General features: G+C 58.7%; 18 protein-coding genes. 15 read left to right on the top strand and 3 right to left on the bottom strand.

Annotated features, from left to right (window positions below; all coding sequences use genetic code 11):
- The first annotated feature begins 9 nt into the window (after positions 1-9).
- The 9 genes from JYG34_RS24915 (at position 10) to JYG34_RS24875 (ending at position 12,180) form a co-directional block, all read left to right on the top strand.
- A complete protein-coding gene (locus JYG34_RS24915; RefSeq protein WP_011536259.1) occupies positions 10-732 on the top strand; it encodes a MotA/TolQ/ExbB proton channel family protein in 723 nt (240 codons plus the stop codon).
- A 1-nt stretch (position 733) separates the two neighbouring features.
- Positions 734-1,135, top strand: coding sequence for an ExbD/TolR family protein (locus JYG34_RS24910; RefSeq protein ID WP_213658793.1), 402 nt, complete (start codon positions 734-736; stop codon positions 1,133-1,135).
- Positions 1,136-1,575: 440 nt separating this feature from the next.
- Positions 1,576-2,094, top strand: a complete 519-nt coding sequence (locus JYG34_RS24905) for an Hcp family type VI secretion system effector (RefSeq protein WP_069015896.1) — start codon at positions 1,576-1,578, stop codon at positions 2,092-2,094.
- Positions 2,095-2,182: 88 nt separating this feature from the next.
- The gene (locus JYG34_RS24900) at positions 2,183-5,170 is read left to right on the top strand and encodes a type VI secretion system tip protein VgrG (protein WP_213658792.1); all 2,988 of its coding nucleotides are present in this window, start codon (positions 2,183-2,185) and stop codon (positions 5,168-5,170) included.
- Positions 5,167-9,870, top strand: a complete 4,704-nt coding sequence (locus JYG34_RS24895; protein WP_213658791.1) for an RHS repeat-associated core domain-containing protein — start codon at positions 5,167-5,169, stop codon at positions 9,868-9,870. Before JYG34_RS24900 ends, JYG34_RS24895 begins: the two co-directional genes overlap by 4 nt.
- The gene (locus JYG34_RS24890; protein WP_213658790.1) at positions 9,867-10,289 is read left to right on the top strand and encodes a hypothetical protein; all 423 of its coding nucleotides are present in this window, start codon (positions 9,867-9,869) and stop codon (positions 10,287-10,289) included. Before JYG34_RS24895 ends, JYG34_RS24890 begins: the two co-directional genes overlap by 4 nt.
- A 299-nt stretch (positions 10,290-10,588) precedes the next feature.
- Entirely contained in the window at positions 10,589-11,068 is a 480-nt protein-coding gene (locus tag JYG34_RS24885; protein WP_213658789.1) for a hypothetical protein, read from the top strand.
- A 159-nt stretch (positions 11,069-11,227) separates the two neighbouring features.
- Complete coding sequence (locus JYG34_RS24880) at positions 11,228-11,563, top strand: hypothetical protein (protein ID WP_249746200.1); 336 nt, start codon at positions 11,228-11,230, stop codon at positions 11,561-11,563.
- A gap of 197 nt (positions 11,564-11,760) precedes the next feature.
- Entirely contained in the window at positions 11,761-12,180 is a 420-nt protein-coding gene (locus JYG34_RS24875) for a hypothetical protein (RefSeq protein WP_213658788.1), read from the top strand.
- Between the two features lie 306 nt (positions 12,181-12,486).
- Here JYG34_RS24875 and JYG34_RS24870 read toward each other — a convergent pair whose 3' ends face one another.
- Positions 12,487-12,756, bottom strand: a complete 270-nt coding sequence (locus JYG34_RS24870) for a DUF3077 domain-containing protein (protein ID WP_213658787.1) — start codon at positions 12,754-12,756, stop codon at positions 12,487-12,489.
- 131 nt (positions 12,757-12,887) lie between these two features.
- On the opposite strand from JYG34_RS24870, the gene JYG34_RS24865 reads away from it, so the two are divergent.
- Positions 12,888-14,236, top strand: a protein-coding gene (locus tag JYG34_RS24865) for an IS3 family transposase (RefSeq protein ID WP_434011162.1) whose coding sequence is annotated in 2 segments (ribosomal slippage) — positions 12,888-13,347 and positions 13,347-14,236 — 1,350 coding nt in all. Because the reading frame shifts where the segments join, the coding sequence is not laid out codon by codon here.
- Positions 14,237-14,306: 70 nt separating this feature from the next.
- On the opposite strand, the gene JYG34_RS24860 is transcribed toward JYG34_RS24865, so the two are convergent.
- A complete protein-coding gene (locus tag JYG34_RS24860) occupies positions 14,307-14,549 on the bottom strand; it encodes a hypothetical protein (protein WP_213658785.1) in 243 nt (80 codons plus the stop codon).
- Positions 14,550-15,028: 479 nt separating this feature from the next.
- Here JYG34_RS24860 and JYG34_RS24855 point away from each other — a divergent pair, with 479 nt between their 5' ends.
- The 3 genes from JYG34_RS24855 to JYG34_RS24845 all read left to right on the top strand — a co-directional run bounded on the left by JYG34_RS24855 (position 15,029) and on the right by JYG34_RS24845 (position 16,633).
- Complete coding sequence (locus JYG34_RS24855; RefSeq protein ID WP_213658784.1) at positions 15,029-15,457, top strand: hypothetical protein; 429 nt, start codon at positions 15,029-15,031, stop codon at positions 15,455-15,457.
- A gap of 182 nt (positions 15,458-15,639) precedes the next feature.
- Complete coding sequence (locus JYG34_RS24850; protein ID WP_213658783.1) at positions 15,640-15,954, top strand: hypothetical protein; 315 nt, start codon at positions 15,640-15,642, stop codon at positions 15,952-15,954.
- A gap of 217 nt (positions 15,955-16,171) precedes the next feature.
- Positions 16,172-16,633: a hypothetical protein gene (locus JYG34_RS24845; RefSeq protein WP_213658782.1), complete on the top strand. Its 462-nt coding sequence runs from the start codon at positions 16,172-16,174 to the stop codon at positions 16,631-16,633.
- Positions 16,634-16,681: 48 nt separating this feature from the next.
- Here the strand turns inward: JYG34_RS24845 and JYG34_RS24840 are convergent, their stop codons facing one another.
- Positions 16,682-16,834 carry a hypothetical protein gene (locus JYG34_RS24840; protein ID WP_213658781.1) on the bottom strand — a complete coding sequence of 51 codons (153 nt, stop codon included), beginning with the start codon at positions 16,832-16,834 and terminating at the stop codon, positions 16,682-16,684.
- Positions 16,835-17,009: 175 nt separating this feature from the next.
- Between JYG34_RS24840 and JYG34_RS24835 the strand changes: the two genes are divergently transcribed.
- Together JYG34_RS24835 and JYG34_RS24830 are read left to right on the top strand one after the other, a co-directional pair.
- The gene (locus JYG34_RS24835) at positions 17,010-17,591 is read left to right on the top strand and encodes an alpha/beta hydrolase (protein WP_011536247.1); all 582 of its coding nucleotides are present in this window, start codon (positions 17,010-17,012) and stop codon (positions 17,589-17,591) included.
- 64 nt (positions 17,592-17,655) lie between these two features.
- Positions 17,656-18,603: a sigma 54-interacting transcriptional regulator gene (locus tag JYG34_RS24830; protein WP_213658780.1), complete on the top strand. Its 948-nt coding sequence runs from the start codon at positions 17,656-17,658 to the stop codon at positions 18,601-18,603.
- The last annotated feature ends 43 nt before the right edge of the window (positions 18,604-18,646 follow it).

The following is an 18,646-nucleotide window of genomic DNA, read 5'->3' as shown; positions in this document are numbered from 1 at the left end:
GACTACATCATGAGCCTGTTGGCATCCCCTCTCGAATCCGTTGAAAGCGCGGTCATCTGGCTGCTGGTCGGCTTCTCCGTCGCCACCTGGGCGCTGGCCCTGGCCAAGGTCGTGCAGTTCGTGCGCCTGAAGAACCAGGACAAGCGCTTCCACCAGCAGTTCTGGGCCGCGTCCAGCCTCGACTCCGCCGCCGAGCCCGCCCACGACCTGCCCGGCCCGGCCGCCCGCGTCGCCCAGGCCGGCTTCGCGGCGATTGCGGTCGGCGAGCCTGGCCAGGCCAGTGACCTGAGCCAGGCCATCAACCACCAGGACCGCCTGGAGCGTGCCCTGCGCCAGCAGATTGTCCGCGAGCGCCGCTCGCTGGAAACCGGCCTGGCGGTGGTGGCCAGCATCGGCAGCACCTCGCCGTTCATTGGCCTGTTCGGCACCGTGTGGGGCATCATGGAAGCCCTCAAGGGCATCAGCGCGGCAGGCTCGGCCAGCCTGGAAACCGTGGCTGGCCCGATCGGCGCGGCGCTGGTCGCCACCGGCGTGGGTATCGCCGTCGCGGTGCCGGCGGTGCTGGTCTACAACTACTTCCTCCGTCGCCTGAAGCTGACCGCGGCCGACCTCGACGACTTCGCCCACGACTTCTACAGCCTGGCGCAGAAGAGTGCCTTCCGCGTGCTGGTGCACCCGGCGGTGCAGCGCCAGCACACCGGCTTCACCCAACCTGTGAAGGAGGCCTCCTGACATGGCCTTCTCGACCCAGGACAGCGATGAAGTGTTGAGTGAAATCAACGTCACGCCGCTGGTGGACGTCATGCTGGTGCTGCTGGTGGTGTTCATCGTCACCGCGCCGCTGCTGACCAACGCCATCCCCATCAACCTGCCCAAGACCGAGGCCGTCGCCCCGGTGGAGCAGAAGGACCCGTTGGTGGTGAGCATCGATGGCAGCGGCAAGCTGTTCATCAACAAGGACGAGATCCAGCCGGACCTGCTGGAGACCAACCTCAAGGCCGCCAAGGGCAAGGATGCCGAGCTGCGCGTGCAGCTGCAGGCCGACGATGGCGTGAACTACGGCGAGGTCGCCCGGGCAATGGCGGCCATCGAACGGGCCGGCATCAGCAAGCTGGCGGTGATCACCGCGCGCTGACCGGCAAGACCCTCTTCAGGCAAGCGATTCTCGCAGGTGCGTTGGGGCCATATCTCTTGGCAGGGGTTGGCCCCTTTTTTTATGCCCGGGCCAGCTTCCTGGGATCACTCGTTTTGGCCTTGCTTGGGAAATCTGACTTTCTGGTCAACTGCGCAAGAAGTTGCGCACTCGAATGTGGATAAGTGTGTGAATACATTGATGTAGAGCATGCGCAGCAAGGCCTGCAGCCAACTGCGCAACTTTTTGCCACCACTGCGCAAAAAGTTGCGCAACTTTTGGATGGTTTTTTCTTCCGGAAGCATCTAAATGGATGCATGGCGTTTGTAAGCAATTGAAAATACTAAGAAAATATTTTCTGGCACGACTTTTGATAACTCTCTTGCTAGCCAACTGGCAATTTCCTGCCAGAACAGGCACTTATCCAGCAAGGAGAGCAACACATGGCAACTCCCGCCTACATGGCCGTCACCGGCGAAAAACAAGGTCTGATCACCGCCGGCGCGTTCACCGCCGACTCGGTGGGCAACACCTACCAGGAAGGCCACGAAGACCAGGTCATGGTCCAGGGCTTCGAACACGAAGTGATCATCCCGCGTGACCCGCAGTCCGGCCAGCCGACCGGCCAGCGCGTGCACAAGCCGGTGAAGATCACCAAGGTCTTCGACAAATCCTCGCCACTGCTGCTGGCCGCCCTGACCTCGGGCGAGCGCATGACCAAGGTCGAGATCAAGTGGTACCGCACCTCGGCCCAGGGCACTCAGGAGCACTACTACACCACCGTCCTGGAAGACGCGATCATCGTCGACATCAAGGACTACATGCACAACTGCCAGGACCCGGGCAATGCCCACTTCACCCACCTGGAAGACGTGCACTTCACCTACCGCAAGATCACCTGGACCCACGAAGTGTCCGGTACTTCCGGTTCCGACGACTGGCGCGCGCCGGTCGCGGGCTAAGGCCTGGACTCCACCGTAGCCCGCCGCGTTCGCGCCGCGGGCTGCGGTCGTTTTGACCATCCAATTTCCGCACCATTGAGGGACAGGGATGTTTGCCGCCGCGAACCAGACCCATTTCAGCCTGCACATCGACGGCCTGGAGCACGACTTCCAGGTGCTTGCCTTCGACGGCAAGGAGGCCATCAGCCAACCTTACGCCATCGACCTGGAACTGGTCAGCGAGCACCCCTCGCGGGACCTGGAGAGCCTGCTGCACAAGCCCGCGTTCCTCCAGCTCGGCGACGACGGCCGCGGCCTGCACGGCCTGATCTACCGCGCCGCGCAAGGCGAGGCCGGCAAGCGCCTGACCCGCTACCAGGTCACCCTGCGCCCGCAGCTGGCCTACCTGGCCCACCGCATCAACCAGCGCATGTTCCAGCACAAGACCGTGCAGGAGATCATCGCCCAGGTGCTCGAGGAACACGGCATCCTCGCCAACGCCTACCAATTCCAGTTGGGCGCGACGTACCCGCAGCGCGAGTACTGCGTGCAGTACGACGAGTCCAACCTGCAGTTCATCCAGCGCCTGTGCGAAGAGGAGGGTATCCACTACCACTTCCGCCACAGCGCCGACGGCCACCAGCTGGTGTTCGGCGACGACCAGACGGTGTTCCCGAAACTGGCCCCGGTGCAGTTCCAGCACGACTCCGGGCTGGTCGCCGACACGCCGATGATCAAGCGCTTCGCCCTGCGCCTGGAAACCCGCACCAGCAGCGTCACCCGCCGCGACTACGACTTCAAGAAACCGCTGATCCAGCTCGAAGGCGAGGCCGACAGCCACGACGAGCCGGCCCTGGAAGACTACGACTACCCCGGCCGCTTCCTCGACCGCCCGCGCGGCAAGCACCTGGCCAACCGCGCCCTGGAACGCCACCGCAGCGACTACCGTCAGGCGAGCGGCGACAGCGACCAGCCGCTGCTGGCCAGCGGGCACTTCCTGACCCTGAGTGCGCACCCCAATGCTCAGTGGAACGACCTCTGGCTGCTCACCGAAATCCAGCACCAGGGCCGCCAGCCGCAGGTGCTGGAAGAAGCCATCACCAGCGACATCGACCCGCGCTTCGACGGCTTCCAGCAGGGCTACCGCAACTTCTTCGTGGTCACCCCGTGGGAGCAACCGTACCGCCCGCCGCTGAACCACCCGAAACCCAAGGTGCTCGGCGAGCAGCGCGCGGTGGTCAGCGGCCCGGCCGGCGAGGAGATCTACTGCGACGAATACGGCCGTATCAAGGTGCAGTTCTTCTGGGATCGCGAAGGCCGCGCCGACGACAAGTCCAGCGTGTGGATGCGCGTGGCCAGCAGTTGGGCCGGGCAGGGCATCGCCGGCCTGCAATTGCCAAGGGTCGGCATGGAAGTGCTGGTCAGCTTCCTCGAAGGTGACCCCGACCAGCCCCTGGTGACCGGCTGCCTGTACCACGGCGTGAACATGCCGCACTACAAGCTGCCCGACCTCAAGACCCTGGCCACGATCAAGAGCAAGGAATACAAGGGCAGCCGCGGCAACGAACTGCGCATCGACGACACCACCAGCGAAATCAGCATCGCCCTGCGCAGCGACCACGGCGCCAGTGCGCTGAACCTCGGTTACCTGACCCACCCACGCCCGAGCGGCGGTGCACCCCGTGGCGAAGGCTTCGAGCTGCGCACCGACCGCCACGGCGCCGTGCGTGCAGCCGGTGGCCTACTGATCACCACCGAACCGCGCCCGAACGAGGCCAAGCACCACAAGGACCTGCCGGAAACCGCCGAACGCCTGGCCACCGCCAGCGAGCAGCAGGACAGCCTGGCGGAACTGGCCAAGCAGATGCAGGCCCAGGAGCCCGGCGACCAGGACGCCGTGGCCAAGGACCTGCACAAGCAGCACATGGGCATTCTCGGCAGCGGCCCGGGCGACCTCACGAAAAACGAGTTCGCCGAATTCACCCAGCCGCACCTGGTGGTCTCGAGCCCGGCCGGCATCGCCCTGACCACCCCCGGCCCCAACCACCTCACCAGCGGCAGCCACCTGGCGCTGAGCAGTACCGGCCACACCAGTATGTCGATCGGCAAACGCCTGCTGGCCAGTGCCAGCCAGGGCATGCGCTTCTTCGTGCAGAGCCTGGGCTGGAAGCTGGTGTCGGCCTCCGGCGACATCGACATCCGCGCCCTGAAGGACAGCATCAACCTGCTGGCCAAGCTCGACATCACCGCCAACGCCGACCGCATCATCCTCAAGGCCAAGACCGAACTGGTGGTGCAGGGCGGCGGCAGTGCCACCACCTACAACGCCAGCGGCATCACCCACGTCACCAGCGCCAACTACACCGCCCATGCGGCGCAGTTCGCCCACATCGGCGCGGCGAGCATGGCCGGCACCTTCCCCGAGCCACCGAAGCCCGGCAAAGGCGCGCTGGAGCTGTTCAACCTGTACGCCAACACCAAGGGCATCAAGGCCGGCGATTACGAAGTCACCGACGCCCTGGGCACGGTGCTCAAGGGCTCGCTGGACGGGCAGGGCTTCAACGCCGTGTCCGGCGCCGCGCCCGGGCCGGCCTGGGTCACCTTCGGCCGCGACCCGACGCCCCCGTGGGCACCGAGCAGCTACATCGGCGAAGTCGACTGGCCGGTGCAGCCACCCGACCCGAACAGCCTGTCGACCCAGCTCGAATCGCTGGTCGACAAGCTGCCGCTGCCCAAGGGCGAAGGTGGCCTGTTCGACAAGGCCAAGCAGCTGGCCGGCAGCGGCATGGACGCGGCCAAGACCGGCATGAACCTGCTCAAGACCGGGCAAGGCGCGATGCAGAGTGCGCAGCAGGTGCAAGGCGCGCTCAAAGGCGGCGTCGCCGGCCTGCCGCAACTGGCCAGTGCCGCCAGCTCGGCGCTGCCGGCTGCCTCCAACGCCCTGGGCGCCGCTGGCAAGGCAAGCAGCGCTGCGCAAGGAGCCATGGCCAGCCTGCCAAGCCTGCCCAAGCTGCCGGCGATGCCCAAACTCCCCGCTTTCAAGGCCCCAAGCCTGAGCACTGCTACCGATCTTCTGCCAAGTGAACTGATGTCATGACCGCCGATACCTCTGAAAAACCACGTCCAGCCCAGGCGGCGGTCGTTCCCCTGGACCAGATCGGCATGGCCGACGTCAGCCGCGGCGCCGCCGTGTTCGACGCCTGGCTGCGCGAGATCAGCGGCGGCTACGTCAACCTCGAACGGCTCAAGGACACCGCCGAGGTGCTGCCGGTAATCGGCAACATCATCGCCCTGGTCGATGCCGTGGGCGATATCGTCAACCTGGCCAGTGCCAAGGAACCCGACCCGTGGGATTGGGTGAGCCTGGGCATCAACCTGATCGGCGTGATCCCCGCGCCACCGACCATGGCCGCGGCGCGCAAGGGCCTGCGGCCGATGCTGACCCTGGCTCGCCAGGAGCGCAAACAGGTCCTCGGCGACGCGCTGGTCGAGATCATCGTCGGCCACCTCAACGCCGACCTGCTCGGCGAGCTGGACAAGTTCCTTGCCGACGCAGAAGGCCAGCTCACCCCGATCCTCACCGAAGCCGCCAAGACCGGCGAAAAGCTGATCAACAACACCGCCGATGCCATCGACGCCATCGTCCTCGGCAAGCTCGACAGCAAGGGCGACCTCGACAAGGCCGCGCAACTGGCGCAAAAGGTCAGCGAAACTTGGAAGTCCGACCCGTCGGTGGCCTTCGAGAACGCCTTCGGCGCGCTGAGCAACGCCTACTCGGCAATGGGCAAGGGCGCGGCCAACACGCTCATGAGCAATGCCGTGCCTACCCGGGTGCAGGAAGAAGTGCTGGGTTACACCAAGCAGTTCCGCACCCTCGGGCCGCAAATGAGCGGCAAGCTGTTGAGCCTGTCCAGCGCGGCCAACCCGCATTCGATCGAGAACATGCGGCGTATCCTGCACAACAGCAGCGTGATCTGGCATGCCCGTAACCCCAAGGGCAAGGATGCGGTGGTCAAGCAGAACACCGTCACCGAAGCGAAGGTGCAGGGGGCTGAAGGGCGTACCGAGTCGATTACCACACAAGTGCCTGCCACCGGCGCGCCGAGTTGCTGCAAGAACAAGGTGGCCGCAGGCACGCAACTGCAGATCAACTTCGCCCTTGGCAGCGAAACGCTGTCGCACACCGATTTCAGCATGCCCGGCCCGTTCCCGATCGAGTGGACGCGGACTTATAACTCGCGATTGGACAAGCTGGATGACAGCAGCCTCGGCGCTCGCTGGCTCACCGAGTTCACCACGTGCATCGATGTGCTCGACCAAGGCGTGGTGTTCCACGACTACGACGGTCGCAGCCACGACTACCCATTGCCCAAGCAGGGCAAGCCGCACCACGATGCGGTGGAGTATTTCACCCTGGTGCGTACCGCCGAGCAGCAACTGGTGCTGCTGCGTGGTTTGGATCGTCGCGAGACCTACGCCCGCCATGGCGACCGCTTCTACCTGACGCATATCCAACTGCGTAGTGGTGCCGGCGCGATGCTGCACTACGAGCATCGCCATCACGACCGGCCTGTGCTGTCGGACATCAACACTTATCAGGACGACGACCCGACCAAGGTGCACCTGCAACTGGGTACGTTGCTCGATGACCATGGGCATATCCAAGGCCTGTGGCAGGTGGTCGATGGCAAGCCGCTGCGTCAGTTGTGCGCCTACCACTACGACGACCAGGGCGACCTGATCGCGGCCCAGGACGAACACGGTGCGGCCTGGCGCTACGCCTACCAGCATCACCTCATCACCCGCTACACCGACCGCACCGACCGTGGAATCAACCTCGAGTGGGATGGTTCCGGCCCACACGCCAAGGCCATCCGCGAATGGGCCGACGATGGCAGCTATGAAACCCGCCTGCAGTGGGACGAGCGCATCCGCCTGACCTACGTCACCGATGCCCATGGCCAGGAAACTTGGCACTACTACGACCAGCAGGGCTACACCTACCGCATCAAGTACCCGGATGGCCGGGAGGAATGGCTGTTCCGTGACGTGCGCAAGAACGTCATTCGCCACGTCCACCCCGACGGAAGCCAGGACCGCTACGTCTACGATGAGCGCAGCAACCTGCTCAAGCACATCCGCGCGGATCACAGCACCGTGCACTACGCCTACGACGATCACGACCAGCCGATCAAGCTGCGTGATGCCGAGGGTGGTTTGTGGCTACGCGACTATGACGAGCGCGGCAACCTGGTCGAGACCGTCGACCCACTGGGCAACAAGACCGAGTTCGCCTACACCCCGGCCGGGTTGGTTAAGGCGATCAAGGACGCGCTCGGTAACGAGAAGAAGGTTGCCTACAACGATGCCGGGCAACTGCTCGAATACACCGACTGTTCCGGCAAGACCAGTAGCTGGGTGTACAACGCCTTTGGCCAGTTGACCGAGTTCGCCGATGCAGCCGGCAACAAGACCGCCTACGAGTACAAGGCCGGGCAACTGGCCAAGGTCACTCATCCGGACAAGACCGAGGAGCGTTTCAACTATGACGCCGAAGGTCGTCTGCTGGCCCATGTCGATGCCCTCGACCGCTGTACCACCTGGGCGTACAGCGCCGCAGGCTTGCTCGCTGAACGGGTCGATGCCAACGAACACACCTTGCGTTATCGCTGGGACAAGCTCGGCCGCTTGATCGGGCTGGAGAACGAAAACGAGAGCAAGGCCAACTTCCTCTATGACCCGGTGGGCCGGCTGCTGCAGGAGACCGGTTTCGATGGGCTGGTCACCCGTTACCAGTACGACCCGTACAGCGGTCGGTTGGCGAGCACCCAGGTCGGGCAACGTCGTATCGACCTGACCTTCGACCGCATGGGCCGATTGCGCGAGCGTACGGCGCGCCTGGGTGATCAAAGCCAGAGCGAAACCTTCGCCTACGACGGCAATGGTCAGCTGGTTCAGGCGGTCAACGCGGCCAGCAAGCTGCAATGGTTCTTCGATGAGGCCGGTAACCTGACTCGTGAGCACCAGCACTATCTGGCCACCGGTACGCCGATGGTTGCGGTGTGGCAGCACGAATACGATGCGCTCAACCAGCGCACCGCAACGGTTCGCCCGGATGGCCACAAGGTCAGCTGGCTGACCTACGGTAGCGGCCACCTGCTCGGCATGACCCTCGACCAGCACGAAATGCTGGCCTATGAGCGGGATGACCTGCACCGCGAGGTGGTGCGGCACCAGGGCAATAAGCTGATGCAAACCCAGGCTTGGGACCCGGCCGGGCGTTTGCAGGAGCAGCTGCTGGGCAGCCATGACGGCCAGTCCACCTTGCTCAAGCGTCAGTACCGCTATGACGCCGCCGGCCAGCTGACCAACATCCACGACAGCCGTCGGGGGCCGTTGGAGTACCAGTACGATCCCGTCGGCCGCTTGCTCAAGGCCTCCAGCCGCCTGGGCGTGGAAACCTTCGCCTTCGACCCGGCCGGTAACCTGCTGGACCAGAAGACTCAGGAACTGAATCGCCCGCTGGAAGCCGATCCGCGTCGTAACAAACTGATGGACAACCTGCTGCGCGAGTATGCCGGTACCCATTACCGTTACGACGAACGCGGCAACCTGGTGCACCGCCTGCATAACGGCTCCCACGCCCATTTCACCTGGGACCTGTTCGACCGGCTGGCCAGCTACAACGACGATAAGCTCAAGGTCGACTACAGCTACGATGCTCTGGGGCGTCGTCTGCACAAGCACTCGGTGGCGCACTTCTGGGATCGCCCCGAGGCGGGGACCGGCTGGAACCAGCTGCAACGGGCCAAGCGGCAACGTGAACTTGGCTGTGGCTTCACCCTGTTCGGCTGGGATGGCGACACCCTGGCCTGGGAGAGTTCACCGCCACGCGATGAAGGCGACACCGGCCGCACCGTGCATTACCTGTACGAACCAGGCAGCTTCGTGCCGGTTGCCCAGGCTTTGCGCAAGAGCCCGATCCGCTTGCACAAGCAACCGGACTGGAGCCAGCGCGATTACGACTTCGATCAGGATCCGTTGTGGCACACCGAGGTGAAACCACAGGCGTTCGACGCGATTGCCTGGTACCAGTGCGACCACCTTGGTACGCCGATGGAACTGACCGATGAGCAGGGCCACGTTGCCTGGACCGGGCAGTACAAGGCGTGGGGCGAGGTCCGAGAGGAACGTTCGGACTGGGCTAAGCAGCATGGCCTGGGCAACCCGATTCGTTTCCAGGGGCAGTACCACGACCACGAGACCGGGCTGCACTTCAACCGGTATCGGTATTACGACCCGAGGCCAGGCCGTTTCATAAATCAGGATCCTATCGGCTATGCTGGGGGCTTGAATCTGTGGGTGTATGCACCTAACACAATATCTTGGACTGACCCCCTAGGCCTCAGCAAAAAAAGGAATACTGGTAGTCAAAACCACAATTCTGCAGAGGCTGCGGCAGACGCTGCACTGGCATCAGGAAGACTATCCGGTGCGGCGGCTGAGCTAAGAATTGGGGATAGGGTATACACGGGCGTAAGTGGACAAAAAGTTAAACACTCTCCAGTTGTAACCGGGGCGCTAATGGGGACGCCTTTGTCGAGTCAAGAGAAATGGCATGGTGGATGCGCTGAAGTTGTTTGTCTAGATAAAGCGTTTGAAGATGGGGTTAACCCTGCGGGCGGAAAAGCTAAGGCAGTCAACGTAGGGGAGTCCGGCCGAGGTCACAATACACCAAAGCCTGCATGCAGAAGCTGTAGGGATATCATGGGTCATTTTGGAGTGGAATGGGAATGAGTTTTGCGATGGGTAAAATAGTGTGGCCTGAAAACGGGCGCGATGCGAATTTGTTGCTAAGAAAGTTTATGCTGGAAGCTCTTTTGGCGATTGAATTCAGATTTGCAGGTGACCTGCAGGATCCCATTGAATGTCTGGAGGGATATGTTTCCGGGAGAATTAGTTCGGAGCACTGTTCTGAGCTTGCTGCGAGATGGAAGAGTGAGCTTTCTGGAGAGGATGGAGTAAGAGATTTTGAAAGTTCTATAGCTATTCAGGCCCGACTTGCCGACTCTATTTTAGGGATTGATGAAAGCAATGTGGATGGTTTGGCAGATGAGTTAAGTTGGTTTACTGAGATTCTTCAGTCCGCAGGGGTGAATTACAGAGTGGTTCGGGAGATAATGATTGGTTATTTTGATCCGTATTTGGAGGATTGAAAAATACGATGGAATAAGGCGCAGCTAAGATTAGGTATTTTCAGATGTTATATTGAGTTGGGTGATGGGGCGCGGTTTGCGCATGGGGTGACGTCAGGGAAATAATCTGATAAAGCCCCAGGCTTGGGCCCCGGCCGAAGTGAGTAAAAGGGGACAGGTTTATTTTCCTATTTTTGAGTAGGGGGAATAAACCTGTCCCCTTTTCTACGCTTGCGGCACAACCAAAAAATAGATGTTATAAGGGGGTAATTAGGGGGTGGGCCTATAACTGCTTATCCATAAGTTCCAGGAGGTTGATAATGGAGATTTCAATAAAAACCCTATATAGAGATCCAGTTGGCGATGCGGACGATATAGATGAAGAGTTGACGCCTTTTCAATATGCTTTGGAAGAGTTAAGGCGGTATGTTTATTGTGAGTTGTTGGTAAGGTTGAGTGATGATTGTGCGATGTATCTTGAGGTTTGGCCGGACGTAACGATATGCTACGAAGATATCGTTAATTCAGTTGTGCGTGTTAAAAGTGACTGGGAGGGTAAGGGTTATATTTGGTTCTGTGAGCAAGGTGCTGATTTTTATCTGCATTACGAAGTAACAGGCGAAGACGTAGTGCTCGCATACAAAAAAGGCCCTGGTGTAGGTCAATATCATGGAAATATCCCTGATACTGTGGTTGTCATTAGTAGGGCGAATTACGTAACTGAGTGGGGCTTGGTTTTTAAAGAGTTGACTGACCTTTTTGATAAATGTATTAACAAGAAAATTGCATTGCCGTTTTAGCTTTGTAGTGTTCAGGAAAAGGGGATGTATTTATTTTTATTCTCTAATCGAATTTCCAGGGAACGCACCGAGCAGATGAGGCAGGGCATCCTGATATTAGAGTAGGGACAATAAATCACCCTTTTCTAGTGCAAGTCAATGCGAGAAAAGGAGCGCGTTGTGGATGAATTTACAGAGAGCCCTATAATGCTTAATCAAGGGGAAATTAATGCCTTGAAAAAAGCAATGCTTTACTTGAAATTTGATTGTGAGGAGACGAGTTCCCTAATATACACGGGTAGTGAGCTGATAAACTCTGCTTTCGATAAATTGGTTGCCGGCAGCAGGTCTGCAGATAGAGAGCGGAAATTTTACAATACGCGAAATACAGATGTGGAAGAGCATGTGCTAAGGAAAATCAATGGTCAGCGTGAATTCGAAGGAGAGATGAAAGCCAAGGCGATTAGCGAGATCGAATATTTTGAAGATTACATTCATCCGTTTAAAACTGAGTGATCCGAACGTCAGCCTGTGATCTGCGGTACCCACCCGTGCCGGGGTAAATACGAAGGACTGGCCTTGATAGCACGCACCATTAAGTTAAGGGCGCAGCCCAGAATCGGGGAAATGCAGCCTCCTCTTATTGCATTTTTCTCGCATTCAGTATGCAGGAGTTTTAAGTGTGTCATGAGCTATTTTGGAGTTGAATTGGAATGAGCTTTGCGATGGGGGAAATACGTTGGCCAAAGAATGGGCATGATGCGAACGTATTGTTGAGAGGCTTTATGCTCAAGCTTCTTAGAAAAATAGATTATGAGTTTTCGAGTGGGCTACAAGATCCGATAAGCTTTTTGGAGCAATATGTGTCAGGGGATGTAACTGCGCAGCAGTGCTCGGAGTTGGCATCCAGGTGGAGGGGGGAACTTGTCGAGGAAGACTCGGTAAGGGACTTCAAAAGCTCCAGGGCGTTGCAGGCTCGCTTGGCAGAGTCAGTCTTGGGTATAGATGAAGAAAACTTAGAAATCTTGGCGGACGAGCTTAGTTGGTTTACTGAGTTGCTTCAGGCAGGAGGGCAGGACTTTGGGGTGATTGGTGATATGATGTGTGAGTATTTTGGTTCTTATGTGGAGTAATGTTTTTTCAGAAAAAATGGCATGGCTTATTTTTTGCGCTAATTTCTGACTGTGCGGGGCCGAAGCGGAGTAAAAGGGCACAGATTTATTCTCATGCGCTAATCAAATTTCCAGTAAGTGCATCGAGCCGATGAAGCAGGATAGCCTGAATTAAAGTAGGGAGAATAAATCTGCCCCCTTTCCTCTTTGGAAAGGCTGACGGGCAACAGTCGGTACGTGGCCACGGCAGGTGGGGCATGGTCGGCTTCCGTAGCGTTCAACACGATTGCCTGGGAGACAGCGCACCGCCCCCAGGCACCGCGACACTCAGTGACTCATTCCCAGCTCGGCGTCATCCATCAGCGCCTTGGCCAGCGCGCTCAGGTAATACGAGGCCCAGAGCAGTTGCGGCTTTTCTTCCATGATCCCGGCGATGGTCAGGTCGCGCACGCAGCCCATCAGTTCCGAGGCCTGTTCGCGGGCGTGCTGGCAGGGGATGCCGGGCTCGATGCAGAACAGCGGGGCGGTCTGGCCTTCGCCTTGGTAGAACTTGGTTTTGCCGGCGGTGGTGTTGGGGGTGGTTTCGTCTGTTGTCATTGTTTTGTCTCCCTGGATTTTTCGGGGCCTGGGCGGGCCCTTTCGCCAGCAAGGCTGGCTCCTACAGGTGAAACGCAGCCCCCTGGACTGCCCCCAAGAAGTTGGACACCAATCCAACCCTTGGGGGAGTTATGAGCAAATACACCGAGCGCTTCAAGCTCACAGCCATCACCACCTACCTTGAAGGCCTCAATGGCTTCAGGAAGGTGGCGCAGCATTTTGGTATCGATGTCAGTCTGCTGCGGCGATGGGTCGCCAGTCACCAGGCGCACTCCAGCGTTGCGCCTAAGCCAAAGAGCCTTCGTTACAGTGATGACTTCAAGCAGCAAGTAGTGCGGCACATGCGCGAGCATCGGCTCTCGATGCGCCAAACTGCAGCGCATTTTGGCCTTGGCCAGTCTTCGCGAATAGGCATTTGGGAGCAGCAGTACTACAGTGGTCATCCCACACCTGAGCAACCCAAAAAGCCGACTGCCGTGCCGAAGAACATCAAGCCTGTAAAGCCAACCGACGCCCATGATGCGGACAAACCTCGCGAGCAATTGCTGGCTGAACTCGAATATCTACGTATGGAGAATGCTGTCCTAAAGGAGTTAAAGGCCTTGAGGGAGTCAAAAGAGCGAAGTCAGACGAAAAAGCGCTGATCGTCGCCAAGCTCAAGGATCGATTCCCCTTGGCGTGCCTCCTGGCGCTGGTTGAGTTGGCTCGCAGCACCTTCTACTACCAAGTGAAAATCCAGCAAAAGCCGGACAAGGATGCTGCGCTCAAAGAGTTGGTTCAGCGCGTCTATCACGAGGAAAAGGGGCTGTATGGCTACCGCCGTGTTGCGCTTTCGATCAGGCGCCAAGGGACAGTGGTCAACAAGAAGGTCGTGGAGCGACTGATGGCTGGAATGGGGCTGCAATCGGTTGTGCGCCGCAAGAAATATCGGTCGTACCGCGGAATTGTCGGCAAGATCGCGGCGAACCTGTTGGAGCGAAATTTTATCGCCCAGCGCCCGAATCAGAAGTGGGTGACTGACGTGACCGAGTTCAAAGTGGCCCAGCAGAAGTTCTACCTCTCGCCAGTGATGGATCTATACAACGGCGAGATTGTGGCCTACGAGACGGCCAGCCGCCCCAGCTACAGCTTGGTTGGAAGCATGCTGGATAAGGCGCTGGGCTGTTTGGGCGATGAGCCAAAGCTGGTAATCCACTCTGATCAAGGGTGGCACTACCAGCAGGCTCAATACCGCGACACGCTTAAGCGTCACGGTGTGAAGCAGAGCATGTCGCGTAAAGGCAATTGCCTGGACAACGCGGCAATGGAAAGCTTTTTCGGCACGCTCAAGTCAGAGTTTTTCTATCTGAAGCGGTTCGAAAGCGTGGAAGAATTGAAAGCAGGCCTGGACGAATACATCCGCTACTACAACCACGACCGTATCAGACTGAAGCTGGACGGCCTAAGCCCTGTTGAGTACAGGGCCCAGGCTGCTAGCTGATCTGTCCAAGTTTTTGGGGGCAGTCCACCCGGTAGGAGCCGGCTTGCCGGCGAACAGGGCCGGGCGCGGGCTACTGCAGCGTCTGTGGGGCCTTGGGCATCTGCACCTGGATCAACGCCGATTCGAGCAGCACGCGCAGCGATTCGACTTCGTGCATCGACGCCATCATCAGGATCGTGGCCGGGGACTTGGGCTGGGCCAGTACCGCCTGATGGGCTACGGTCAAGGCGCACAGGGCGTACTCGGTGGCCTGGATGAGGGTGTCTTCGAGGGAGTGGTGGTGATGGGGTGGGTCGGGGACGATCTTCAGCATAACGATTTTCCTTTCCGGTGCGGCCACCTGTCTGCTGTCAAACAGAGGGTGGCAGCTGTGCGTGGGTTGACAGACCGGCGAAAATCGTAAAATTCCGGCGCACGCGAGCGTGCCCGCACGCACAGCCGCCATAGAGGGCGAGCCGTACACGATTTTTCGTCGCAGCCTGTCAAAGCTGTGTCGTTGATATGCAACGACTCGCCGAGACTAGAACGCTCCCTGAGCAGCCGCAACGGAAAAAAGGCGGCGGGAGTATGTTTGGGAAATGGACTACAAGGAAGAGGTTTAATCTGATTTTTTGGTGGCTCGTGGGGGGCTGGGGATTCATTTTTGATCGGCGTTGTGGGTGAGGGGCCAGTCACAAAATCATCAGCGCCTATCAGATCGAGCGCCGCTCGCGCGGCGCGTCTAGCAAGCACTCACAAGCTAGCCTGCAAAAGCGGTCGTAATGTAATGAAAAATTTAGGAGTGGAATGGGAATGAGCTTTGCGTACGGTGAGATCGTATGGCCTGAAGATGGCCGAGAGGCAAATATCTTACTGAGGGACTTTATGCTCAAAGCCCTCAGGGCAATTGGTTATGAATTTCCTGGGGTGCTGCCGAACCCAATGGACCTGACTGATGGTTATGTCTTATGTAAAAGCGGACAGCTGGAGTGTAAAGAGCTGGCCGAAAAATGGAGAGGACAGATTTCAGACGCAAGAGATCTCTATAGCAAAAATTCATTGAGCGCCCGCTTGGCCATGCTGCTGCTTAGTATTGATGAATCTGATGATCAAGAGATGATGTCAGAGAAGCTAAGCTGGTTCATGGAGTTTCTTGAATGTGGCGGTGAAAACTACAAGCTGGTGGATGAAATACTAGTAAAATATTTTATCGGCTATGTGGGTGATTTAGTTTCCAGTTAAGAGTTGGTGGTTTAGGGGTGAGGAGAAAAGAGGGGTGGGTATATTTTTACTATGATTCTGCCCGTCGGGGTGAGTGGGAAAAATTAATCTGCTTTCTTTCGCCTGGTTAATGATCTCGTCTCTGAGGTTTCTAGTGTGGGAGTGATGGTAGATGTATTTAAATTTTCATAGTCCTCTCTGGAATGGATGCTGGAATGGGAGAGTTTATGGTCGAGGCCAGTGATTTGAGAAAAATCAATGCTCGTCTTGAATGTAAGGGGTGCATTTGGATCAATGTAGAATATGTGGAGGAGGGAGAGTTGATAAGGAAAGAGCTTTTCCTTAGGAAGTCTGGTGTTGGGTTTGGTGTGGGTTTTGATCATTATTTAGATAAATATGAGGATGCTACTGATCTCTATATAGTGTATTTGCGCAAAGATTTTGAGCGGTTGTCTGATGCCATAGGCTTTTGTGTTGATGAATTATCTGTCAATGTTTCGGATTTCTTGGGGTGTTAAGGTCCACCGGGGGCATGACATTGAACGTTATGTCGGGACAAATTATTAAGTCGTTACAAGGAATGTATGGAAAACCCAAGGTGGCGACTATTGCCGAGCAATCCACCCAGATGATTAGGTGTAGGGTCGCATAGGTCTTGGTGGCTTTGAGCGCCACGGCAGAATAAAACGCTCCTGTCTACGCAGGTGACGTACTCATGAAACCATGGAGTGGGCAATGCAAAATCATACTGTTGTTCGTTTTGATTCCGACATAGTTCCTGGCAGGTCGATCGGTGGGATTTCCTTGGGCGATTGTGCTGAGGATATTTTTTATTGTGTCGCCGATACCTTTGATGTGGAAGTTTTTGAGTTTGAAAATTTTGGTGTCAGGTACGTATGCTATGAGATAGCTGGAGGGGCAATTTCATTTTCCGCCAAGGACGACGGAAAAATAACCGCGTTGCGGTGTAAACCTCCCTATAAAGGAAGATTTGATAGACGTTTTTATCCGGGTATAACGGCTGGGGAGTTGAAGCGTGTGTCCAGAAGGCAAGAGGTGATGGGTGGTTACTTGATTGTCGATAGAAATTATCTGATTTACTACAGCATGCCGGATGATATTGACGACTTCAATAGTTTCTCCGATTTGGATGATGATGTTGTGTTCGAAGAATTGCATGTGGGTGGGTTAAGGTGATGAAGGATTGGCGGGCGTTTTGAATAGCAGAACCCATTGCATTGATGCCTACCCTAGCAGCATGAAGGGTGACACGCAGGCGTGGGCAAACTCACCACCGCCCAGGAAGAAAAAGGCGCCGTCGGGTTTTACCAGTACCGCAATCACCTGGTCACCCGCCACACCGACCGTACCGAGCGGGGCTTCACCTGGGTTAGGCAAGCGAGATCCTTTGGACTGCTATCCAGATGCAGCCGTGAAAGACCTGGTTCCACGAGCCCCGGCATGTAAAGCGATCTTGATTTTGGTTATTAATAAATAGCTTCTTATTCCTTTACGTTAGAGATTCCCTCCCTATACTGGCCCCCAAGCACGCAAACACCTTGGAGGCGTCCCCATGCGCAATGAGTCGATTCGTTACCTGATTGTGCCGGGCTGGCAAGGATCGCCAGACAACCATTGGCAAAGTCACTGGCAGCGCAGCCTGCCCAACAGCGCCCGGGTCGAGCAGCACGACTGGCTGACCCCGCAGCGGCGCGATTGGGTGCAGGCCCTGGAGCAGGCAATTGCCGCCGAACGCTCGCCGGTGATTCTCATCGCCCACAGCCTGGGCTGCATCACCGTCGCCCACTGGGCTGCGCACGCCAGCCCTGAGCTGCTGCGCCGGGTGCGTGGCGCGTTGCTGGTGGCGCCGGCCGACGTCGAACGCCCGACCTGCGCGCCGGCCCTGCGCAACTTCGCGCCGATTCCGTTGCAGGCGCTGCCGTTCCCCAGCCAGGTAGTCAGCTCCGACAACGACCCGGCAGTGAGTGTGCCCCGTGCGCTGCACCTGGCGAGTGCCTGGGGAGCCGAGGCGGGGTTGCTGACCAATGCCGGGCATATCAACGTCAAGTCCGGCCATGAGCGTTGGGAGCAGGGCTTCGCCTATCTCTACCGCCTGCAGGCGCGGATCGACCAGCGCGCGCTGCGCCGCGCCTGATTCGGCACTTATCCACAGCATTGCCTTGAGCCTCGGCCGCTTGCGGTCGGGGCGGGAGTATTCCATGACGTTTCACAGCCCTTTCGGCCAGCCGCTGCTGACCTTCCCCGAGCTGGACAAGAGCCCGCTGAGCATCCGCGCCAAGGCGCTGGTGTTCGTCGATGAACGCTCGCAGGCGCTGCGCCGGGCCCTCGAGCGCCTGGCGCCTCAACCATTGCCGGTGCTGATCTGCGGCGAGACGGGCACCGGCAAGGAGTTGCTGGCCCGGCAGATCCACCGCGCCAGTGATCGTGGTGGGTTGTTCGTTTCGGTCAACTGCGCGGCCATCAGCCCGACCTATGCCGACGCCGAACTGTTCGGCTACAGCGCCGGCACCCAGGGCGGCACCGCCAGCAGCCGGGCCGGTTGGTTCGGTTCGGCCAACGGCGGCACGCTGTACCTGGATGAGATCGCCGACCTGCCCCTGGCGATCCAGGGCAAGCTGCTGGCGGCGCTGGAGAACCGTGAAGTGACCCGTGTCGGCGCGACCCAGGCCCAGGCGGTGGATGTGCGTTTGGTCGCCGCATCGAGCATTGACTTGGCCCAGGCGGTGCGGGCCGGCCGCTTCAACGAGCGGCTGTACCACTACCTGCATGAGGGCGAGCTGGAACTGCCGGCGCTGCGCGACCGGGTCGGCGATATCCTGCCCTTGGCCGAATATTTCGTCGGCATCTACAGCGTGCGCCTGGACCGTTCGGTGCCGCTGATCAGCGAGGCGGCGCAGCAGGCACTGGAAGCTCATGCCTGGCCGGGCAACACCCGCGAGCTGGAGAACGTTATCCACTTTGCACTGCTGGTCAGCGACGGCGATGAAATCCTCCCGGAGCACCTCGACCTGCCGGACATCGCCCCCCTGGCCAGCCTGGCGCGACAGTTGGAGCAGCTACGTCGTGGCGGCGAGGCGCAGACCCTCGGTGAGCTGCGTCGGCTGCTGGATGAAGCCCTGGCCCGACTGGACGAAACCGCGTCCTAGACGACGTCTTGCAGGGCTCTTGAGTTCGAGCGCCGCCTATGCG

It is taken from the genome of Pseudomonas entomophila (assembly GCF_018417595.1).
Lineage (GTDB): Bacteria > Pseudomonadota > Gammaproteobacteria > Pseudomonadales > Pseudomonadaceae > Aquipseudomonas > Aquipseudomonas entomophila_C.
This window is presented reverse-complemented; position numbering and strand designations above follow the sequence as displayed.

Coding starts and splice junctions, on each gene's coding strand:
- JYG34_RS24890 (WP_213658790.1), top strand. CDS start 9,867: ATGAGTTTTGCGATGGGTAAAATAGTGTGGCCTGAAAACGGGCGCGAT.
- JYG34_RS24875 (WP_213658788.1), top strand. CDS start 11,761: ATGAGCTTTGCGATGGGGGAAATACGTTGGCCAAAGAATGGGCATGAT.
- JYG34_RS24860 (WP_213658785.1), bottom strand. CDS start 14,549: ATGCTGAAGATCGTCCCCGACCCACCCCATCACCACCACTCCCTCGAA.
- JYG34_RS24870 (WP_213658787.1), bottom strand. CDS start 12,756: ATGACAACAGACGAAACCACCCCCAACACCACCGCCGGCAAAACCAAG.
- JYG34_RS24830 (WP_213658780.1), top strand. CDS start 17,656: ATGACGTTTCACAGCCCTTTCGGCCAGCCGCTGCTGACCTTCCCCGAG.
- JYG34_RS24910 (WP_213658793.1), top strand. CDS start 734: ATGGCCTTCTCGACCCAGGACAGCGATGAAGTGTTGAGTGAAATCAAC.
- JYG34_RS24885 (WP_213658789.1), top strand. CDS start 10,589: ATGGAGATTTCAATAAAAACCCTATATAGAGATCCAGTTGGCGATGCG.
- JYG34_RS24915 (WP_011536259.1), top strand. CDS start 10: ATGAGCCTGTTGGCATCCCCTCTCGAATCCGTTGAAAGCGCGGTCATC.
- JYG34_RS24855 (WP_213658784.1), top strand. CDS start 15,029: ATGAGCTTTGCGTACGGTGAGATCGTATGGCCTGAAGATGGCCGAGAG.
- JYG34_RS24895 (WP_213658791.1), top strand. CDS start 5,167: ATGACCGCCGATACCTCTGAAAAACCACGTCCAGCCCAGGCGGCGGTC.
- JYG34_RS24850 (WP_213658783.1), top strand. CDS start 15,640: ATGGATGCTGGAATGGGAGAGTTTATGGTCGAGGCCAGTGATTTGAGA.
- JYG34_RS24905 (WP_069015896.1), top strand. CDS start 1,576: ATGGCAACTCCCGCCTACATGGCCGTCACCGGCGAAAAACAAGGTCTG.
- JYG34_RS24835 (WP_011536247.1), top strand. CDS start 17,010: ATGCGCAATGAGTCGATTCGTTACCTGATTGTGCCGGGCTGGCAAGGA.
- JYG34_RS24845 (WP_213658782.1), top strand. CDS start 16,172: ATGCAAAATCATACTGTTGTTCGTTTTGATTCCGACATAGTTCCTGGC.
- JYG34_RS24900 (WP_213658792.1), top strand. CDS start 2,183: ATGTTTGCCGCCGCGAACCAGACCCATTTCAGCCTGCACATCGACGGC.